We start from the raw sequence: 15675 nt of genomic DNA on the forward strand, positions 1-15675 counted from the left end.
AAGGCGTTCGGGTATTTTAGGACGCTGTCATGTTTTGGAGGGCGGCATGGCCCGTGCCGCGATAACCGGCAGGATAGCGCTGACAACGGTTTCGATATCCGCGTCGGTCTGCCCGTAGCGGACGTCGTCGATGTCCAGGTAAAGCCATCTTTTATGCGGGTAAATATCGGTGTCCGGGTCGATGAAAACGGCGCGGTAAACGTTTTTTCCCATGAGGATGACGGTGAAGTCGGCCGTCGGGCAGAGCTGGCCGATGACCCGATCGGCGTTTTCCGGATAGATCGTCACGGGACGTTCCGGTATGAAAAAAACCGGACGAGGTGCTGACGTAGGCAGGTCTGGCCGCCGTTTCAGTTCATTTTTAATGGCGGTGCGGACGGTTTTCAGTGCCTGAGTATAGTCGCCTGAAGGACTCTCAGCTTCGTCGGTGGCGGGGATCATCGCCGGTACAAGGGCCACAGTGACCGGTTGGGCTTCCGTTTCGTTCCGGGACCGATCCGAGAGTTGATCGTAGGAGGCCTTCAGGTCGGCGGCGAGGGTGAAGGCGTCCGGTCGGGCCACACCGATTTTTCGCAAGGTGCTGACGATGAACGGATGCTGCATATAGCGCAAAAAGGCCGGTTCGGACTGGAAAACGGCCTTGAGAAATCGGAATTCTTCCATGGTCAGCCCCATGGCGGTCAGCTCCTCACCGGCGGCGTCCCGGCTGCCCGATGCGAAGAGGTCCAAATGGCGGATCATTGTGGCAATGCTCACCGTCTCGCCGTAGTGACGTTTTTGCAGCAGCAGCAGACGAATGGCCATGAGTTCCGTACACGGATAAAGACTTTGCGTGTCGCGGGTGCCCTTGAACAGGTTCAGGCGGGGATCGTAGTGGTACAGCACCCGGGAAAGTCCGAGAATGTTGGTGTCCAGCACCATCAGTTCCGCGCGCAGCGGCACCGGCCCATGCATGCGTCTGGATACCATGGTAAAGTCCAGGGGCAAATCGAGGCCGCGGGTCGACCAGGCCTGTCGTTTTTCAGGAGCGCCGGCCACCCCCAATACCACCTGGATCAGATACGCCATGATTTCCCCGGCGATCTGCTCGTTCTCCGTGAAAACCAATTCCGAAGTCGGCGGCGTCGAAACCGGTGGGAAGGGACGCTTGATCGGCGAACAGGCGCCCAGAAGGATCACGATGGCTACCAGGGTCAATGCCGGCCGTCTGCCTGCAATAATTTTCATTGGCCGGAAGTTTCCTTGAGCAGTACCACCGCCAGCGAGTGTCTGCCGTCGCATTTGAGGACCAGGGGCTGCGGCAGGCGCACGTGGTTGATGTACGTGTCGGAGGCCGCCACAGGCAAAGCCTGCAGAACATCCCAGCGGATCGCTCCGCTCTCGCCTTCGGTGACGGTCAGGTAGGGAATGCCGTTGCCGGTGATATTCTGGAAAAAATGGGAACCGTGCGAGGGATCGGCTTTCAGGGCCTCATTGCGGATTTCGACCATGCCTCCCACGCCATCGATATCGCGCCATTTGACCGGGATGCCCAGCCAGCGGTCGAAAGATCCCCATCGTCCCGGGCCCATCAGCAGATAGGGGCGCTTTTCCTTTTTCAGCCGTTGGTTGACCTTGCCGATAGTCCGGGCAATTTCCTCCGTCTTGCCGGGATCGAAAGTTTCGGGCCGCACAAAGACGATGTCGGCCAATGTCTGGATGCGGCCGTGACCCATGGCCTGTCTGGAGAAACACAGCGCATGGGCTACATCTTCGGCGCCGATTTCCACATCGTGCATGTCCTGGCCGGCGGACATGGGCCGCATCTGGAGAATATTGAAGGTCCCCTTGTTGTCCGCACCGCTGGTGAGGTCCACGGCAAATTCGAACTCGACCGCGCATCCCATACCCTCGTGGCCGACATCCAGCAGGTCCTTGAGCATCCCCGGCAGCGGGAAGCGGTCGTACTTGAGTACCGGGGCGAAGGTGAGGACACGCATGCCGGGCATTTGGACGCTGTCCCGGATGCGATGTTCCTCGGGAATGTAGGTGCTGGCCAGACGCTTGAGCGGTTCTTCGTTTTCGGCGTCTTCCACATGCCGCAGTTCCACATTGGCCCCCCGTTCAAAGAAGAGGGCGTCTGGCAGGTTCTCCATGGCCAGGGCCCAGAAGCGGCGCTGGGCATTGGCCAGAATGTCGCCGATCTTGGAAAATTGGGGCAGTGTTTTGGGGTAGGCCGGTGAGAACCGCAGGTACGATTCCCCTTCCGGAATGCCCCGGCCGAATCCCATGACGATGCGGGCCACGCCGTCTTCGGCTTTCAGGGGGGCGACGGGGTAGAAATTGTGGGATTGGGCGATTCCTGAAATGTCGGGATAGAAAAAGGCGCCATGGCGGTTGCCCACCAACTGCTGGACGATCACGGCCATCTGGTCCCGGCGGATGCGATAGGCGGTGCTGTTCAAGAAGGTCCGCGGGTCCTTGAACCAGGTAGAGGCGTAAACCAGTTTGATGGCGTTGTTCAACTGGTTGCAGCGGACGGCAAAGTCGGGATGGTTGTTGGGCACCATGAAGGTTTTGTAAAGGCCGCTGAACGGGTGATTGTGGACGTCTTCCAGCAGGCCTGAACTCCGGATGGAAAGGGGCTGACGAACGGCCTGCAGGTAAAGGCTCAACTGCTCTTCCAGCCAGGGAGGCATTTCGCCCTGGAGGAAGGCGGCCGCGATCTCTTCGTCCGTACATTCCGCCGTTGCGGAAAAATCCAGCCCATTGTGGGAGATAAAGGCGTCGAAGCCTTCCGTGGTAATGACCAGGGTTTTGGGGACCTGGATGGTCACCTGCGGGTAGCGTTCCTGCAAGTGGGGCGACTTGCGCAGCAGGTTGGTCACAAATGCCAGTCCGCGGGCTTTGCCTCCCAAAGAGCCGTTGCCGATCTTGACGAAATCGGAAATGTCGGGATCGTAGTCCTTGGAATTGAAGTGCACCACCACACCCTTTTGACGCCATTTTCTAAGGGCATGGATGTGGGCGACGATAAACTGTCGGATCTCTTCCGCTCCCGAAAAGTCGGCGGCCCGGGCTTTTCTCAGGTGAGAGGCCAGGGCGATTTCACTGCGAGCCATGATCCAGTTGGAGAAACGGTTGCGGGTGGCGTGATAGAGTAAAGATTCGTCGGGAACCTTCGGCAGGATGGCTTCCAGTTCCCTGAGATTGGCAGCCCGGGCGATTTCGCTGCCGTTGGGCCGTCTGAAGATAAAATCGCCGAAGCCGAGGGAGTTCAGAAAGAACTGGTGGATTTCACCGAGCAGATCGTCGCTGTTTTTGTCCAGAAAGGCTGCCGGTATCCGGGCGGCCAGATCCCTGTTGTGCGGTTCGTTGCTGATCAGTAGAAGGGGCAGGTCCGGAATCGCCCGGCGAACTTCGGAAAGGAATTCAAAGCCGGCGTCGGCGGTAACCTTTCCGCCCTTGGGGTAGCGGGTGTCCGATATGACGCCGAAAAGATAGTCTCCGTACTGGCGATACAGGTCCATGGCCTGTTCGTAATTTTCGGCGACGAGAATCTTGGGGCGGGCGCGCATTTTGAGCAGACGGTGTTCCTGGTTAAGGCTCTCCTCTAAGACTTCCTGGGTCTGGTTGACGACTTCCTTGTAAATCAGCGGAAGAAAATAGGAGGTGTACAGGGGGGAATCCTCCACCAGAATCAGCACCCGCACCATGGCCTGGCTGGTGTCGGCGGCGACGTTGAGCCGGTCTTCCATACTTTTGACGATGGCCAGCAGCAGATCGGAATCGCCCGACCAGATAAAGATCCGGTCGATGCCGCTCAGATCTTTGCCCTCCGGAGGCGGATGAATGCCTTTGAGACTGTGGGCCAGAAGTACGACCGGCAGATCGGGAAAGCCCGTTTTGATCTGTGCGCCCAGATCGAAGGCATCCATGTCGTTGAGATGCGGCATGGCGATCACCAGATGGAATGCCTTTTTGGCCAGCACCTCCATGGCCCGGGCCGCAGTTGCCGCCCGGGTGATGCGGGGCGGGCGGCTCAGATTCAGGCCCCGGTACTCGTTGATGATCTTGGACGCCAGGCTGCCGTCTTCCTCCAGGATATAAGCGTCGTAAGGGCTGGCAACCAGAAGGATCTCGAACACCTTGTTTGACATCAGCTCGTGGAATACTTTAAAGTGAGCGTCGAAATCTCCATGCTGAAAGATTGCCGGCAGATTGGCGTTGGCGCTGTTTGTGGCCATGCGAGTCGTCCGTCTCGAAAAGAAGGGTTGGGAGCCATCGGCTGCTTTGGGAACCATACGGTCGGAGGCTCCTTTTTTCAAGTCCAAATCGGGAAAGCCCATTCACGGAAAGCGCCCTTGCCATGAAAAAACCGAAAAAGGCCGTCTGGGGCTGGGCCCTGTACGACTGGGCCAATTCCGCCTTTGCCACCACAGTGATGTCCGGTTTTTTCCCCGTATTTTTCAAACAGTTCTGGAGCGCCGGCGTGGACGTCAACCTGAGCACGGCGCGCCTGGGCATGGGCAATGCCATCGCCGGCCTGCTGGTGGCTCTGGCCGCGCCGATTTTAGGCGCCGTTGCCGACCAGGGATCGGCCCGCAAGCGGTTTCTGTCTTTTTTCGCCTACCTGGGCGTGCTGACCACCGCCGCACTTTTTTTTGTGGGCCAGGGACAGTGGACTTTCGCCCTGGCCGTTTACATTCTGGGCGTCATCGGTTTTTCCGGCGCCAACGTATTTTATGATGCTCTGCTGCCGGAGGTGGCGCAGGAAGGCGAGGTCGATTTCGTGTCCGGCTTCGGCTTTTCCATGGGCTATCTGGGCGGGGGGCTGCTCTTTCTGGTCAACGTGCTGATGGTGGTGATGCCCCAGCGGTTCGGATTGGCCGACGCCGGCCAGGCCGTGCGCATCGGATTTCTGAGCGTGGCCCTATGGTGGGGATTTTTCACGATTTTTGTCCTTCTCTGGGTGCCCGAACCGACCCGGTCATCGGGTGTCCAAACCCTGAAAAGAAGTTGGCGGGACGGTTTTGTCCAACTCAGGCACACCTTTACACGCATCCGGCACATGAAAACGGTGCTGCTGTTTCTGTGCGCCTACTGGCTTTACATTGATGGGGTGGACACCATCATCCGCATGGCCGTGGATTACGGGATGAGCCTGGGCTTTGCCGCCAATGACCTGCTTTTGGCCCTGCTGATCACCCAGTTTGTCGGCTTTCCCGCGGCCCTTGCCTTCGGCCGGCTGGGGCAAAAGATCGGACCGCGCAAGGGAATCTATATCGCCATCGCCGTTTACGTGGCGGCAACCTTCTGGGGCATCGCCATGACGCGGAAAGAGGAGTTTTACGTGCTGGCCATCGTCATCGGTCTGGTCCAGGGAGGCATCCAGGCCCTTTCCCGATCCTATTACGCACGCCTGATTCCGGCGGACAAGCCGGCCGAATTTTTCGGTTTTTACAACATGCTGGGAAAATTCGCCGCCATTATCGGACCGATGCTGATTGGCGGCGTGGGGCTGCTCATGCGCCGGGTCCTGATGCCGCCGTCCCCGAGCCCCGAGGAGATGGCCCAGGTGGGTGCTCTGGCCGCCCGCTGGAGCATGGCCTCGGTGCTGATTCTCTTTGCCGCCGGGGCAATTCTTCTGCGTTTTGTCGATGAGGAGAAAGGCAAGGCCCAGGCGGCCCTGCTTTAGACGGTCTTCACAGACCGAAGAGCGCCCGATGCAGCAGCTTGACGCACAAGACCAGAAGAACGACACTGAAAATGGTTCGGATGGTTTTTCCTTTGAGACGACTGCTCATGATCCGTGCGCCAGCCTGTCCACCGGCGAAAGAAGCGACGGCCGCCGGCAGGATAAAACGCCAGTCGACCTGGCCCATGGATGCATACCCCATGAAACCGGTTAAAGAGGAGAAGCAAACGATGAAGGTGGAAGATGCCGCGGCGATTTTTGTCGGCGTCTTGAGAACATAGATCAGAAGCGGCACCACGAACACCCCTCCGCCAATCCCCAGAAATCCTCCCAACAGACCGATACCGGCTCCGATAACTCCCCCTCCGACGATTTTTCGCATCGGCGGTATCGGCACCGCTTCGTCGTTATTGCCCGGAGACATCAACATGCGCAAACTTGCAAAGGCCAGCACGACAGCCATGACAATCAAAAAATATTTAAGTTCGATGCGCGAATTGATGTACGAGCCGACGGGGGCAGCCAGGCTGGAGGAAACGATCAGCGGCACGGCAAGGGTGAAATCAACCATCTTTTTACGCGAGTAGGTGTAGGCGGCCGAAGCTGCGGCGATAAGGTTTAAGAAAAGCGATGCCGAAGCTGCATCGACCTTGGCAAACCCGAGGAGGACAAACAGGGGGGAGAATATCAGGCCGCCGCCCAGGCCCACCATGGTCAGGATCAGCGAGATCAGGAAAATTGCGGCGACAAGAGGGAGCGAAATGGTCATGGTCTCAATAGGTTTCAGCGTTTAGCGGTTCTCGATGGGCTTCTTGTCCTTTCCGCAGGGATGATCCTTGACATCGCCGTGGCATTTTCGGATCTGCTCGGCGCTGCAGTTTTCCGGTTTGTCCTTCAATTGAATGGGTTGTTGACAATTTTGGCACATGGTGTCCTCCTATTCTTGATGGTTTTCCGGCGGAGAATCGGATATCCGCCAGCAAAAGGTCTGGTTCGATCGGCCGTCCGATGACATCGCCTGGATCTGCTCTGCAATGCGGCTCATCGTTTCTCGTTCGACCACATAATGGGTCCAGTAACCGCGTTTTTCTCCCTTCACCAGTCCCGCTTTTCGCAATACCCGCAGATGTTGGGAAACGGCCGGTTTGGATATGCCGAGGTGCCGGGCCAGCGCCCCGACGCACAAATCGCCGTTTAAAAGCATCTGAAGTATTTTCAGACGATTTTCATCCGCCAGGGCTTTTAATTGCTGGATGAGTGACATGGCCGTCCATATAAGCAATTGGTTAAATAGTTAATAAAATGCCGACTTGAATTTGTCAATGCAAAGAATCGGAAGGGGTCGGGCTCCGAAAAACAGAGTCGTTTTTGCATCCAGGCGATGCGACCTGGAAAAATGCAAAGAAAATGGCTTCTCATGTAAAACTAACTTGACGCTAACATATCGCTAACATTTGGTCAGTACTTTGCGCCGTCAAGAAAACGTTGGGATTTATACGGGTTAACAAGAATCTAACCGAATCCTAACACAAACCTAACAAAAGGCGCTTAGCCTGTGCCAAATCCAAACGGAGGAAAATTACCCATGAAGAAGCTGTTTGCCATTTTTGCAATTGTCTCATTTTTGATGTGCGCGTCCGTCGCCATGGCGGGCAACCTGGTCATCAAAGGCTCCACCACCGTACTTCCCATCTCCCAGTTGGCTGTCGAAGCTTACATGAAAGCCCACCCGGATGTGAACATCTCCCTTTCCGGCGGCGGTTCCAGCAACGGCATCAAGGCCATCATCGACGGCTCTACGGACATTGCCAACGCGTCCCGTTTTATTAAGGACAAAGAGGTCGCCCTGGCCAACGAGAAAGGGGTCTACCCGGTTCCCTTTGCCGTCGCCTACGATTCCATCATCCCGGTGGTCCATCCCAGCAACAACATTTCCGGTATCACCACGGCCCAGCTGAAAGACATCTACATGGGCAAAATCACCAATTTCAAAGAGATCGGCGGACCGGACCTGAAAATCGTCGTCTGCAGCCGCGACACCTCCTCCGGCACCTACGAAACCTGGGAAGGGAAAGTCATGAAAAAGGAGCGCGTGACGCCCCGTGCCCAGGTCATGGCTTCCAACGGTGCTATTGTCCAGGCCGTATCCAACAACAAGCATGCCATCGGTTACGTTGGCATCGGATACCTGAACGACTCGATCAAACCCCTGACGGTCGACGGCGTGACGGGGACCAAGGAAACCACCCTGAACGGCACCTTCCCCATCAGCCGTCCGCTGTTCATGTTCACCAACGGCTGGCCCAAGGGCGACACCCTCAACTTCGTCAACTACATGCTGAATCCGGATCAGGGACAGAAGCATGTGGAAAAAAGCGGCTACGTACCGCTGTATTAATCCCATCGGCTTCATCAGGCGCTCCTTCATCAAACAGTCCGCCGGAACGCAATCCGGCGGGCTGTTTCACCATTGGTGCCCTGAATGGGAACCATTTTGTCTTAACAGAATTTTCCAGAAATCCGGCAGCGGATAACACATACAGGAACGACCCATGGCCAACCGCCGTCAAAATACAGAAAAGTCCATGCAGGCGATGTTTTTCGTCATCGCCACGGCCTCCATTTCCATTCTTTTTCTGATCATGCTCTTCCTGTTCAAGGAGGGCCTGCCCATATTCAAAACGGTTTCGGTAACGGATTTCATCTTTGGCAAGTACTGGTATCCCACATCGGACCCGGCCGATTTCGGCATTTTCCCGTTGATCGTCGCATCGATCGTAGTGACCGGTGTGTCCGGTGTGATCTCCATTCCTCTGGGTGTGATGACGGCCGTCTACCTGTCCGAGATCGCCGCTCCAAAGGTGGGTGAAATCGTCAAGCCGATTGTCGAACTGCTTGCAGCGCTGCCCTCGGTGGTCATCGGCTTTTTCGGAATGGTGCTGGTGGCCCCGTTTCTTCAGCGGGTTTTTGGCATCCCCACGGGGCTGAACCTGTTCAATGCCTCCCTGATGCTGGCGTTCATGTCGATTCCCACCATCTGCAGCATTTCCGAAGATGCCATTCACAGCGTCCCCGTGGCCTTGAGAGAGGCCTCCGTGGCCCTGGGCGCCACCCAGCTGCAGACCATTTTCCGGGTGGTGGTGCCGGCTTCCATCTCCGGCATCAGCACGGCGGTGATCCTGGGATTGTCACGGGCCGTGGGCGAAACCATGGTGGTGCTGATGGTAGCCGGCGGCGCGGCCATGCTGCCCCAGTCGATTTTCGATCCGGTGCGGCCCATGCCGGCCAGCATCGCGGCCGAGATGGCTGAAGCGCCGGTGGGCGGCGAACACTATTACGCCCTGTTCGCCACCGGAATCGTGCTGTTTCTTTTTACACTGCTGTTCAATATCGTAGCTGATTTCGTCGCCCACCGCTACCGGCAGGTGGGGGAGGCATCCTTATAATGTCTTCGCTGTTCGTAACCCAATCTTCCAATCAGCCACGGCCGGTGAACGTTGCTGCCGGATCCGATGCGAGCGAAAAAACCATGTCCAATACCGATTCAAAAATGTTGGAAGGAAATCCTGCCTACGATCGGCGGCGAAAGCTGACGCAGGGCATCTTTTTCTTTCTGTTTCGTGCGGCGGCTGCCGCTAACGGCGTCGCCCTGCTTGTGATTGTCTATTTTATGGTGGCCAACGGATGGCGGGCCATCAGTTGGGAATTTCTCACCCAGCCGCCCATGGAGTCCATGACCAAGGGCGGCATCCTGCCCTGCATCGTGGGCACCTTCTGCCTGAGCTTCGGGGCCATCATCGTGGCACTGCCCATCGGCATCGCATCGGCCATATACCTGAACGAATACGCGCGACCGGGAAAAATGGTGCGCCTGATCCGCCTGGGCATCAACAACCTGGCCGGCGTGCCCTCGGTGGTGTTCGGTCTTTTCGGTTTGGCCTTTTTTGTGGTCATTCTCAAAATGGGAGTCAGCATTGCCGCCGGTGCGCTGACCCTGGGGGCCATGTCCCTGCCCGTGATTATCGGTTCCACCGAAGAGGCCCTCAAGGCCGTTCCCGATACCTATCGCGAGGCTTCTCTGGGATTGGGCGCCACCAAATGGCAGACCATCTGGCGGGTCGTTCTGCCATCGGCCTTGCCGGGGATTCTCACCGGTGCCATTCTGGGAATCAGCCGGGCGGCCGGGGAGACGGCCCCCATCATGTTTACCGGAGCGGTCTTTTTCACTCCCAAGCTGCCGACCTCGATCTTCAACGAGGTTATGGCGCTGCCCTACCACATCTACGTACTTGCCACGGCCGGAACGGAGATCGAAAAGACAAGGCACCTGCAGTATGGTACCGCCATCGTGCTGATTGCCCTGGTTCTGGGCATGAACCTGCTGGCCATTTTCTGGCGGGCGCGCCTGAGAAAACGATTGCAATGAACCCTTTTGGAAGGTTTTATCGATTCGTCTGGTCCGCATGACCGCCATGCAACCGATTGAACCCACCCGAACCGAAAAATGAAATCAACCCATTGAACCCATAACGTTTGCCCTGGAATGAAAACCATGAATACGCCTGCACAACAGGAAAGCCAAACCCAACCGGAATACAAGATGTCGTCCAAGAACCTCGATTTTTACTACGGGGATTTCAAGGCGCTGCAAGATATCAACATGTACTTCAAGCCCCAGGAGGTGACGGCCCTGATCGGCCCCTCCGGCTGCGGGAAAAGTACCTTTCTGCGATGTCTGAACCGCATGAACGATCTGATCCCCATCAGCCGGGTGGACGGAAAAATCACCCTCGACGGCGATGACATTTATGCGCCCGACGTCGATGTGGTCATGCTGCGCCGCAAGGTCGGCATGGTGTTTCAAAAGCCCAACCCGTTTCCAAAATCGATCTTCGACAATGTGGCATATGGGTTGTGGGTCAACGGCATCAAGGACAAGACCTTTGTCCATGAACGGGTCGAGGAGAGTCTGAAACAGGCAGCCATCTGGGACGAAGTCAAAGACCGCCTGCAGGATACGGCCCTGGGACTTTCCGGCGGCCAGCAGCAGCGTCTTTGCATCGCCCGGGCCCTGGCCGTCAAACCGGAAGTGGTGCTCATGGACGAACCGGCCTCGGCCTTAGACCCCATCGCCACCCAGAAGATCGAGGAGTTGATTCACCAGCTCAAGGAAACCTACACGATTATCATCGTGACCCACAACATGCAGCAGGCCGCCCGTGTGTCGGACGTCACGGCGTTTTTTTACATCGGCAAACTGATCGAGGTCGGCGATACGGACACCATTTTTACCCGGCCGAAGAAAAAGCAGACCGAGGATTATATTACCGGTCGCTTCGGTTAATCCACAGTGCCGGCCCATGGATGGGGTAGTTGTTTGCCGCCGAATGGAAACATGAACCCGCCGGCCATCCAACCCCGAAAAGTGAATCCCCGATTATCGGAAAAGGAAACTGAACGTGAAACACTTTCAACGAGAACTGGATAAAATAAAGAAAATGATTCTCTCGTTGGGCGCCCTTGTCGAACAGAGAGTCAACCGGATCAACCAGGCCATCGAAGACCGGGATGTAGCCATGGCCAAAGAGATCATGCACCTCGATCACGAGATCGACGACATGGAGGTGGAGATCGAAGAGGAGTGTCTGAAAATCATTGCCCTGCACCAGCCGGTGGCGGCGGACCTGCGCTTTCTGGTGGCCGTGATCAAGATCAACAACGACCTGGAGCGCATCGGCGACCAGGTGGTCAACATTGCCCAGCGGGTGGTTCGCATCGCCAAACGCCCGGTGGCCCCATTCAACTTCGACTACTCGGAAATGGCCGCAAAGGCCGAGTCCATGCTGCGCATGAGTCTGGACAGCCTGGTCAATCAGGATCTGGATGCGGCCATCAAGGTGCTCCATCTGGACGACGAGGTGGACAAATTCAAGGATGAGGCCTATGATCGCATCAAGCAGGCCATGGCCGACGGCATCACCGACGATGTCGGCTACATGATCAATCTACTGCTGATCTCCCGGCATATCGAGCGCCTGGCCGACCACGCCACCAACATCGCCGAAGAGGTGGCCTACATGATCGAAGGGGAAATCGTCCGCCACGGCAGGCTGGAATAGGCACGAAAAGACGGACGTTCGGAGACCGGAGAACAAGATCCTTCAAAGGTTGAATGAAAAATGAGTAAAGAGAAGATATTGGTTGTAGACGATGAAGAGGACATCCTCGAACTGGTTCGCTACAATCTGGTGCGGGAAGGGTACGTCGTAATGTGTGCCCTGTCCGGAGAAGATGCGCTCCGGACGGCCGTGGCCGAACCGGTGGACCTGATCGTTCTCGACTTGATGCTTCCGGGCATCGACGGGCTGGAGGTGGCCCGCCGGCTCAAGCAGAACAGCGACACCAAGGATACGCCCATCGTTATGCTAACCGCCAAAGGAGAAGAGGCGGATGTCGTTTCCGGGTTGGAACTGGGCGCCGACGACTATGTGACCAAGCCCTTTTCGCCCCGCATTCTAATCGCACGCATCAAGGCGGTGATTCGCCGTCGCAGCGGGGATACCGAACTGGAAAACGAGGTGCTCAACGTCCGTGAACTTTCCATCCATCCGGGGCGGCGGCATGTAACCGCTTCCGGCAAACCGCTTGATTTGACGTATACGGAGTTCCAGGTTCTCTATTTTCTCGCCCGCCGGCCGGGCTGGGTTTTCACCCGCAGCCAGATCGTGGATGCGGTGCGGGGCGACGACTACCCGGTGACCGACCGCAGTGTGGATGTGCAGATCGTGGGACTGAGAAAAAAACTGGGACCGCTGGGAAAATACATAGAGACCGTCCGCGGGGTCGGCTACCGATTCATAGAGACATGAAAAATAAAAAACGCCTGATCTATCAGCTTTTTCCTTCCTATCTGATCATTACCTTATTATCCCTGTTTGCCGTGAGCTGGTACATGGTGAGCTTTACCCGCCAGTTTTACCTGGACCGTACCCGGGTGGAACTTCAACTCAACGGCCGGATGCTGGAAAAGCAGACCGTCCGTTTGATCGAACCGTTGAACGAAGCGGCCATTGACCGGCTTTGCAAGGAAGCCGCCGGGGATATCGACACGCGGGTCACGGTCATCCTTCCCGACGGGCGCGTGGTGGGCGATTCCGAGGAGATGCCGGCCCAGATGACCAGTCATCTGGACCGCGAGGAGGTCCGGCAAGCCTTCCAGGGCCGCGTGGGGGTCAGCATCCGCCACAGCGACACCCTCAAGATGGACATGATGTACGTTGCGCTGCCGTTGAGGGCGGATAACAAGCTGGTCGGCGTGATGCGGACGTCGCTTCCCGTGACCGCCATCGACGAGCGCATTGGCACCCTGAGGACGCGTATCGCCATCGGCGCCCTGCTGGTGGCCCTGCTGGCGTCGGCGATCAGCTGGTATGTCTCCAGACGCATCAGCAAGCCCATCGAGCACATGCGCGACGGGGCCCGGCGTTTTGCCCAAGGAGAGCTGACGCATCGTCTGCCCCTGCCGGACACGTACGAATTTTCCGGGTTGGCCGAAACCCTCAACCGGATGGCCGAGCAGTTGCAGCAGCGCATGGAGGAGGTCACCAGTCAGCGTAAAAATACCGAAGCCGTCCTCTCCAGTATGCGGGAAGGGGTCATCGCCACCGATATGGAGCAGCGGGTAATCAGCATGAATACGGCCGCCGCGTCGATGTTCTCCACTTCCGTGGAAACGTTTCAGGGCCGCAGCATCCTGGAGGTCATCCGCAACCACGATTTCCGGGAGATTATGGACCGGAGTCTGACCAACAGGGAGAGCATCGAATCGGATATTCTCTACTATCAGAACGGTCGGGAAAGCACCTTCAGTGTGCACTGCACGCCGCTGGTCGATGAGATGCAAAAGCGCATGGGCGGACTGGTGGTGATCAGCGACGTAACCCAACTGCGCCGGCTGGAGAACATGCGCCGGGATTTCGCAGCTTCCGTTTCCCACGAAATCAAAACCCCCCTGACCGCCATCAAGGGCTTTGTCGAAACCCTGAGTACCGGCGATCTGGACGATAGTGAAGAGATCCGCCGGTTTCTGGAAATCATCGACAAGCACGTCAACCGCCTGGCCGCTATCATCGACGACCTGATGCAGCTCTCGCGCATCGAACAGGAAAACGAATTCCAGCAGATCGGTCTGGAACCTGCCCGTATCGAAGACGTGCTTCAGGCGGCTATCGGTTTTTGCGGCGAAAGCATCCAGAACAAAGCCGTCGATGTCCGGCTTTCCTGCGAAGACGATCTCAGCGGCACGATCGACGCCACCCTCCTGGAGCAAGCGGCCGTCAACCTGCTGGACAATGCGGTCAAGTACAGCCCTGAAAACAGCACAATTCGTATCGAGGCGCTGACGGCGGACAACGAAATCCAGATCCGCTTCACGGACCAGGGCATGGGAATTTCCAAAAAGCATCTTCCCCGCCTGTTCGAGCGCTTCTACCGGGTGGACAAGGCGCGCAGCCGTAAACTCGGCGGAACGGGGTTGGGGCTGGCCATTGTCAAACACATCGCCCAGGCCCACGGCGGAAGGGTTACCGTGGAGAGCGAACTGGGCCAGGGCAGCACCTTCACTTTGCATCTGCCGGTCTGATCCTTTTTTCCGCTTATTCAAAAAGGATGATTTTGCAAAAAGTTGGATTTGCTCCATTGATGTCATTCCCGCGCAGGCGGGCGCACGCAGTGAAGCTTTAGCGCTATCCATTATTTTCAAATGGTTATAGAATCCCGCCTGCGCGGGAATGACATGTCTGGTGACTTTTTGCGATACTGTCAACAAGGGCGCGCTGAATTTCTCAGCGCACCCTTGTTTTTCCCCGCCATTTTGATGTAGGTTCGGTGGCAGCTTTATCCTGTCGTCACTGATTTGTGTGATCATTGTAAAGGAATGCCGCCATGCTACCCATCGATTCGATGCCCCCGCGCATTGTTATGGCCAATACCCCCACCCCCCTTCAGCGGATGGATCGGCTCAGCCGGAAGATCGGGGTCGAGATCTTTTTCAAGCGCGACGATTTTACCGGCAGCGAACTGTCCGGCAACAAGATCCGCAAGCTTGAATTCCTCATGGCCGAAGCCAGGGCGAAAGGGGCCGACACGGTGCTTTCCTGCGGTGGTGCCCAGTCCAACCATTGCAGGGCGGTGGCCCTGGCCGCGATCCGGGCCGGGCTTTCTTCGCTTTTGCTGCTGCGAACCGACGATCCGGATCATCCTCCCGCGTCTGAAGGCAACATCTTGCTGGACGCCCTGGCCGGTGCCGAAATCATCTGGATTACACCGGAGCATTACCGGCAGCGGGATCGCATCTTCGCGCGCGAAGCCGACCGTTTGAAAGCTTTGGGACGCAAGCCGTACATCATTCCCGAAGGGGGGTCCACGGCCCTGGGGGCCTGGGGATATGTATGCGCCGTGGATGAACTGGCCGAAGACCTGAAGCGTATCGACGGCGATGAGGTCAAGCCTACAACCGTGATTTGTGCAACCGGGTCCGGCGGCACCACCGCCGGTCTGGCCTTGGGCGCCCGTCTGTCCGATTTCCCCATGCGGGTGGCGGGAGTCAATGTCTGCGATGACCGGGACTATTTCGTTGCGATCATCGACGGCATCTGCGAAGAATTCGACCGCATCTGGCCCATGGAAAAGGCCGCCGGCCCTCCTGCCTACGAGATTGTGGACGGGTATGTGGGCCGGGGATACGCGCTATCGCGGCCCGAGGAACTGGCAGCCATCCGCGATCTGGTGAGACTGGAGGGGGTGGTCCTGGACCCGGTGTACACCGGCAAGGCCTATGTCGGTATGCTGGCCGAACTGGCCAAAGACCGGAAACGGTTCGGCAAGCGCATCGTTTTCGTTCACACGGGCGGTCTTTTCGGGTTGTTTCCCATTGCTGGGCAGTTTGCCGAGCTGATATAAAGCCGCGGAAACCTGTTTCGAAGTGGTCAACCAGCGAT

14 protein-coding genes are annotated in these 15675 nt (G+C 57.3%); 9 read left to right on the forward strand and 5 right to left on the reverse strand.

All coding sequences use genetic code 11. The annotated features are described in order from the left end of the window. Positions 1 to 27 precede the first annotated feature (27 nt). Entirely contained in the window at positions 28 to 1227 is a 1200-nt protein-coding gene (locus tag GN111_RS28860) for a hypothetical protein (protein ID WP_155307066.1), read from the reverse strand. Beyond that, positions 1224 to 4283 (reverse strand): PEP/pyruvate-binding domain-containing protein, encoded by a 3060-nt coding sequence (locus tag GN111_RS28865; RefSeq protein WP_231715593.1) that lies wholly within the window; start codon positions 4281 to 4283, stop codon positions 1224 to 1226. Before GN111_RS28865 ends, GN111_RS28860 begins: the two co-directional genes overlap by 4 nt. On the opposite strand from GN111_RS28865, the gene GN111_RS28870 reads away from it, so the two are divergent. Then, positions 4217 to 5677 carry an MFS transporter gene (locus GN111_RS28870; protein WP_331457690.1) on the forward strand — a complete coding sequence of 487 codons (1461 nt, stop codon included), beginning with the start codon at positions 4217 to 4219 and terminating at the stop codon, positions 5675 to 5677. The genes GN111_RS28865 and GN111_RS28870 overlap by 67 nt on opposite strands. A 7-nt stretch (positions 5678 to 5684) precedes the next feature. On the opposite strand, the gene GN111_RS28875 is transcribed toward GN111_RS28870, so the two are convergent. Genes GN111_RS28875 through GN111_RS28880 form a run of 3 tightly spaced genes read right to left on the reverse strand, consistent with a single transcriptional unit; the run spans position 5685 to position 6941 of the window. Continuing rightward, positions 5685 to 6446 (reverse strand): sulfite exporter TauE/SafE family protein, encoded by a 762-nt coding sequence (locus GN111_RS28875; protein ID WP_155307068.1) that lies wholly within the window; start codon positions 6444 to 6446, stop codon positions 5685 to 5687. Between the two features lie 21 nt (positions 6447 to 6467). Next, entirely contained in the window at positions 6468 to 6605 is a 138-nt protein-coding gene (locus GN111_RS33470; protein WP_170302505.1) for a hypothetical protein, read from the reverse strand. A gap of 9 nt (positions 6606 to 6614) precedes the next feature. Then, positions 6615 to 6941, reverse strand: a complete 327-nt coding sequence (locus GN111_RS28880) for an ArsR/SmtB family transcription factor (RefSeq protein WP_155307069.1) — start codon at positions 6939 to 6941, stop codon at positions 6615 to 6617. A gap of 321 nt (positions 6942 to 7262) precedes the next feature. Here GN111_RS28880 and GN111_RS28885 point away from each other — a divergent pair, with 321 nt between their 5' ends. The 8 genes from GN111_RS28885 (at position 7263) to GN111_RS28920 (ending at position 15637) form a co-directional block, all read left to right on the forward strand. After that, entirely contained in the window at positions 7263 to 8075 is an 813-nt protein-coding gene (locus GN111_RS28885; RefSeq protein WP_155307070.1) for a phosphate ABC transporter substrate-binding protein, read from the forward strand. Between the two features lie 154 nt (positions 8076 to 8229). Further along, on the forward strand, positions 8230 to 9123 hold the full coding sequence (pstC, locus tag GN111_RS28890) for a phosphate ABC transporter permease subunit PstC (RefSeq protein ID WP_155307071.1): 894 nt from the start codon (positions 8230 to 8232) through the stop codon (positions 9121 to 9123). Next, a complete protein-coding gene (pstA, locus tag GN111_RS28895) occupies positions 9123 to 10103 on the forward strand; it encodes a phosphate ABC transporter permease PstA (protein WP_231715594.1) in 981 nt (326 codons plus the stop codon). The genes pstC and pstA overlap by 1 nt, the downstream gene beginning before the upstream one ends. Positions 10104 to 10229: 126 nt before the next feature. Continuing rightward, positions 10230 to 11021 (forward strand): phosphate ABC transporter ATP-binding protein PstB, encoded by a 792-nt coding sequence (pstB, locus tag GN111_RS28900; protein ID WP_155307072.1) that lies wholly within the window; start codon positions 10230 to 10232, stop codon positions 11019 to 11021. A 115-nt stretch (positions 11022 to 11136) separates the two neighbouring features. Then, positions 11137 to 11796, forward strand: coding sequence for a phosphate signaling complex protein PhoU (phoU, locus tag GN111_RS28905; RefSeq protein ID WP_231715595.1), 660 nt, complete (start codon positions 11137 to 11139; stop codon positions 11794 to 11796). Positions 11797 to 11856: 60 nt separating this feature from the next. Next, on the forward strand, positions 11857 to 12546 hold the full coding sequence (locus GN111_RS28910; RefSeq protein WP_155307073.1) for a response regulator: 690 nt from the start codon (positions 11857 to 11859) through the stop codon (positions 12544 to 12546). Beyond that, a complete protein-coding gene (locus GN111_RS28915; RefSeq protein ID WP_155307074.1) occupies positions 12543 to 14318 on the forward strand; it encodes a sensor histidine kinase in 1776 nt (591 codons plus the stop codon). The genes GN111_RS28910 and GN111_RS28915 overlap by 4 nt, the downstream gene beginning before the upstream one ends. Positions 14319 to 14620: 302 nt before the next feature. Further along, complete coding sequence (locus GN111_RS28920) at positions 14621 to 15637, forward strand: D-cysteine desulfhydrase family protein (protein ID WP_197740449.1); 1017 nt, start codon at positions 14621 to 14623, stop codon at positions 15635 to 15637. Positions 15638 to 15675: the final 38 nt, after the last annotated feature.

Source organism: Desulfosarcina widdelii (genome assembly GCF_009688965.1).
In the GTDB taxonomy this organism is placed as follows: domain Bacteria; phylum Desulfobacterota; class Desulfobacteria; order Desulfobacterales; family Desulfosarcinaceae; genus Desulfosarcina; species Desulfosarcina widdelii.

Excerpts from the sequence above, each read along its gene's own strand:
- GN111_RS28915 (WP_155307074.1), top strand. The coding sequence starts at position 12,543 with ATGAAAAATAAAAAACGCCTGATCTATCAGCTTTTTCCTTCCTATCTG.
- GN111_RS28885 (WP_155307070.1), top strand. The coding sequence starts at position 7,263 with ATGAAGAAGCTGTTTGCCATTTTTGCAATTGTCTCATTTTTGATGTGC.
- pstC (WP_155307071.1), top strand. The coding sequence starts at position 8,230 with ATGGCCAACCGCCGTCAAAATACAGAAAAGTCCATGCAGGCGATGTTT.
- GN111_RS28865 (WP_231715593.1), bottom strand. The coding sequence starts at position 4,283 with ATGGTTCCCAAAGCAGCCGATGGCTCCCAACCCTTCTTTTCGAGACGG.
- GN111_RS33470 (WP_170302505.1), bottom strand. The coding sequence starts at position 6,605 with ATGTGCCAAAATTGTCAACAACCCATTCAATTGAAGGACAAACCGGAA.
- GN111_RS28860 (WP_155307066.1), bottom strand. The coding sequence starts at position 1,227 with ATGAAAATTATTGCAGGCAGACGGCCGGCATTGACCCTGGTAGCCATC.
- GN111_RS28875 (WP_155307068.1), bottom strand. The coding sequence starts at position 6,446 with ATGACCATTTCGCTCCCTCTTGTCGCCGCAATTTTCCTGATCTCGCTG.
- GN111_RS28910 (WP_155307073.1), top strand. The coding sequence starts at position 11,857 with ATGAGTAAAGAGAAGATATTGGTTGTAGACGATGAAGAGGACATCCTC.
- GN111_RS28920 (WP_197740449.1), top strand. The coding sequence starts at position 14,621 with ATGCTACCCATCGATTCGATGCCCCCGCGCATTGTTATGGCCAATACC.
- GN111_RS28880 (WP_155307069.1), bottom strand. The coding sequence starts at position 6,941 with ATGTCACTCATCCAGCAATTAAAAGCCCTGGCGGATGAAAATCGTCTG.
- pstA (WP_231715594.1), top strand. The coding sequence starts at position 9,123 with ATGTCTTCGCTGTTCGTAACCCAATCTTCCAATCAGCCACGGCCGGTG.
- pstB (WP_155307072.1), top strand. The coding sequence starts at position 10,230 with ATGAATACGCCTGCACAACAGGAAAGCCAAACCCAACCGGAATACAAG.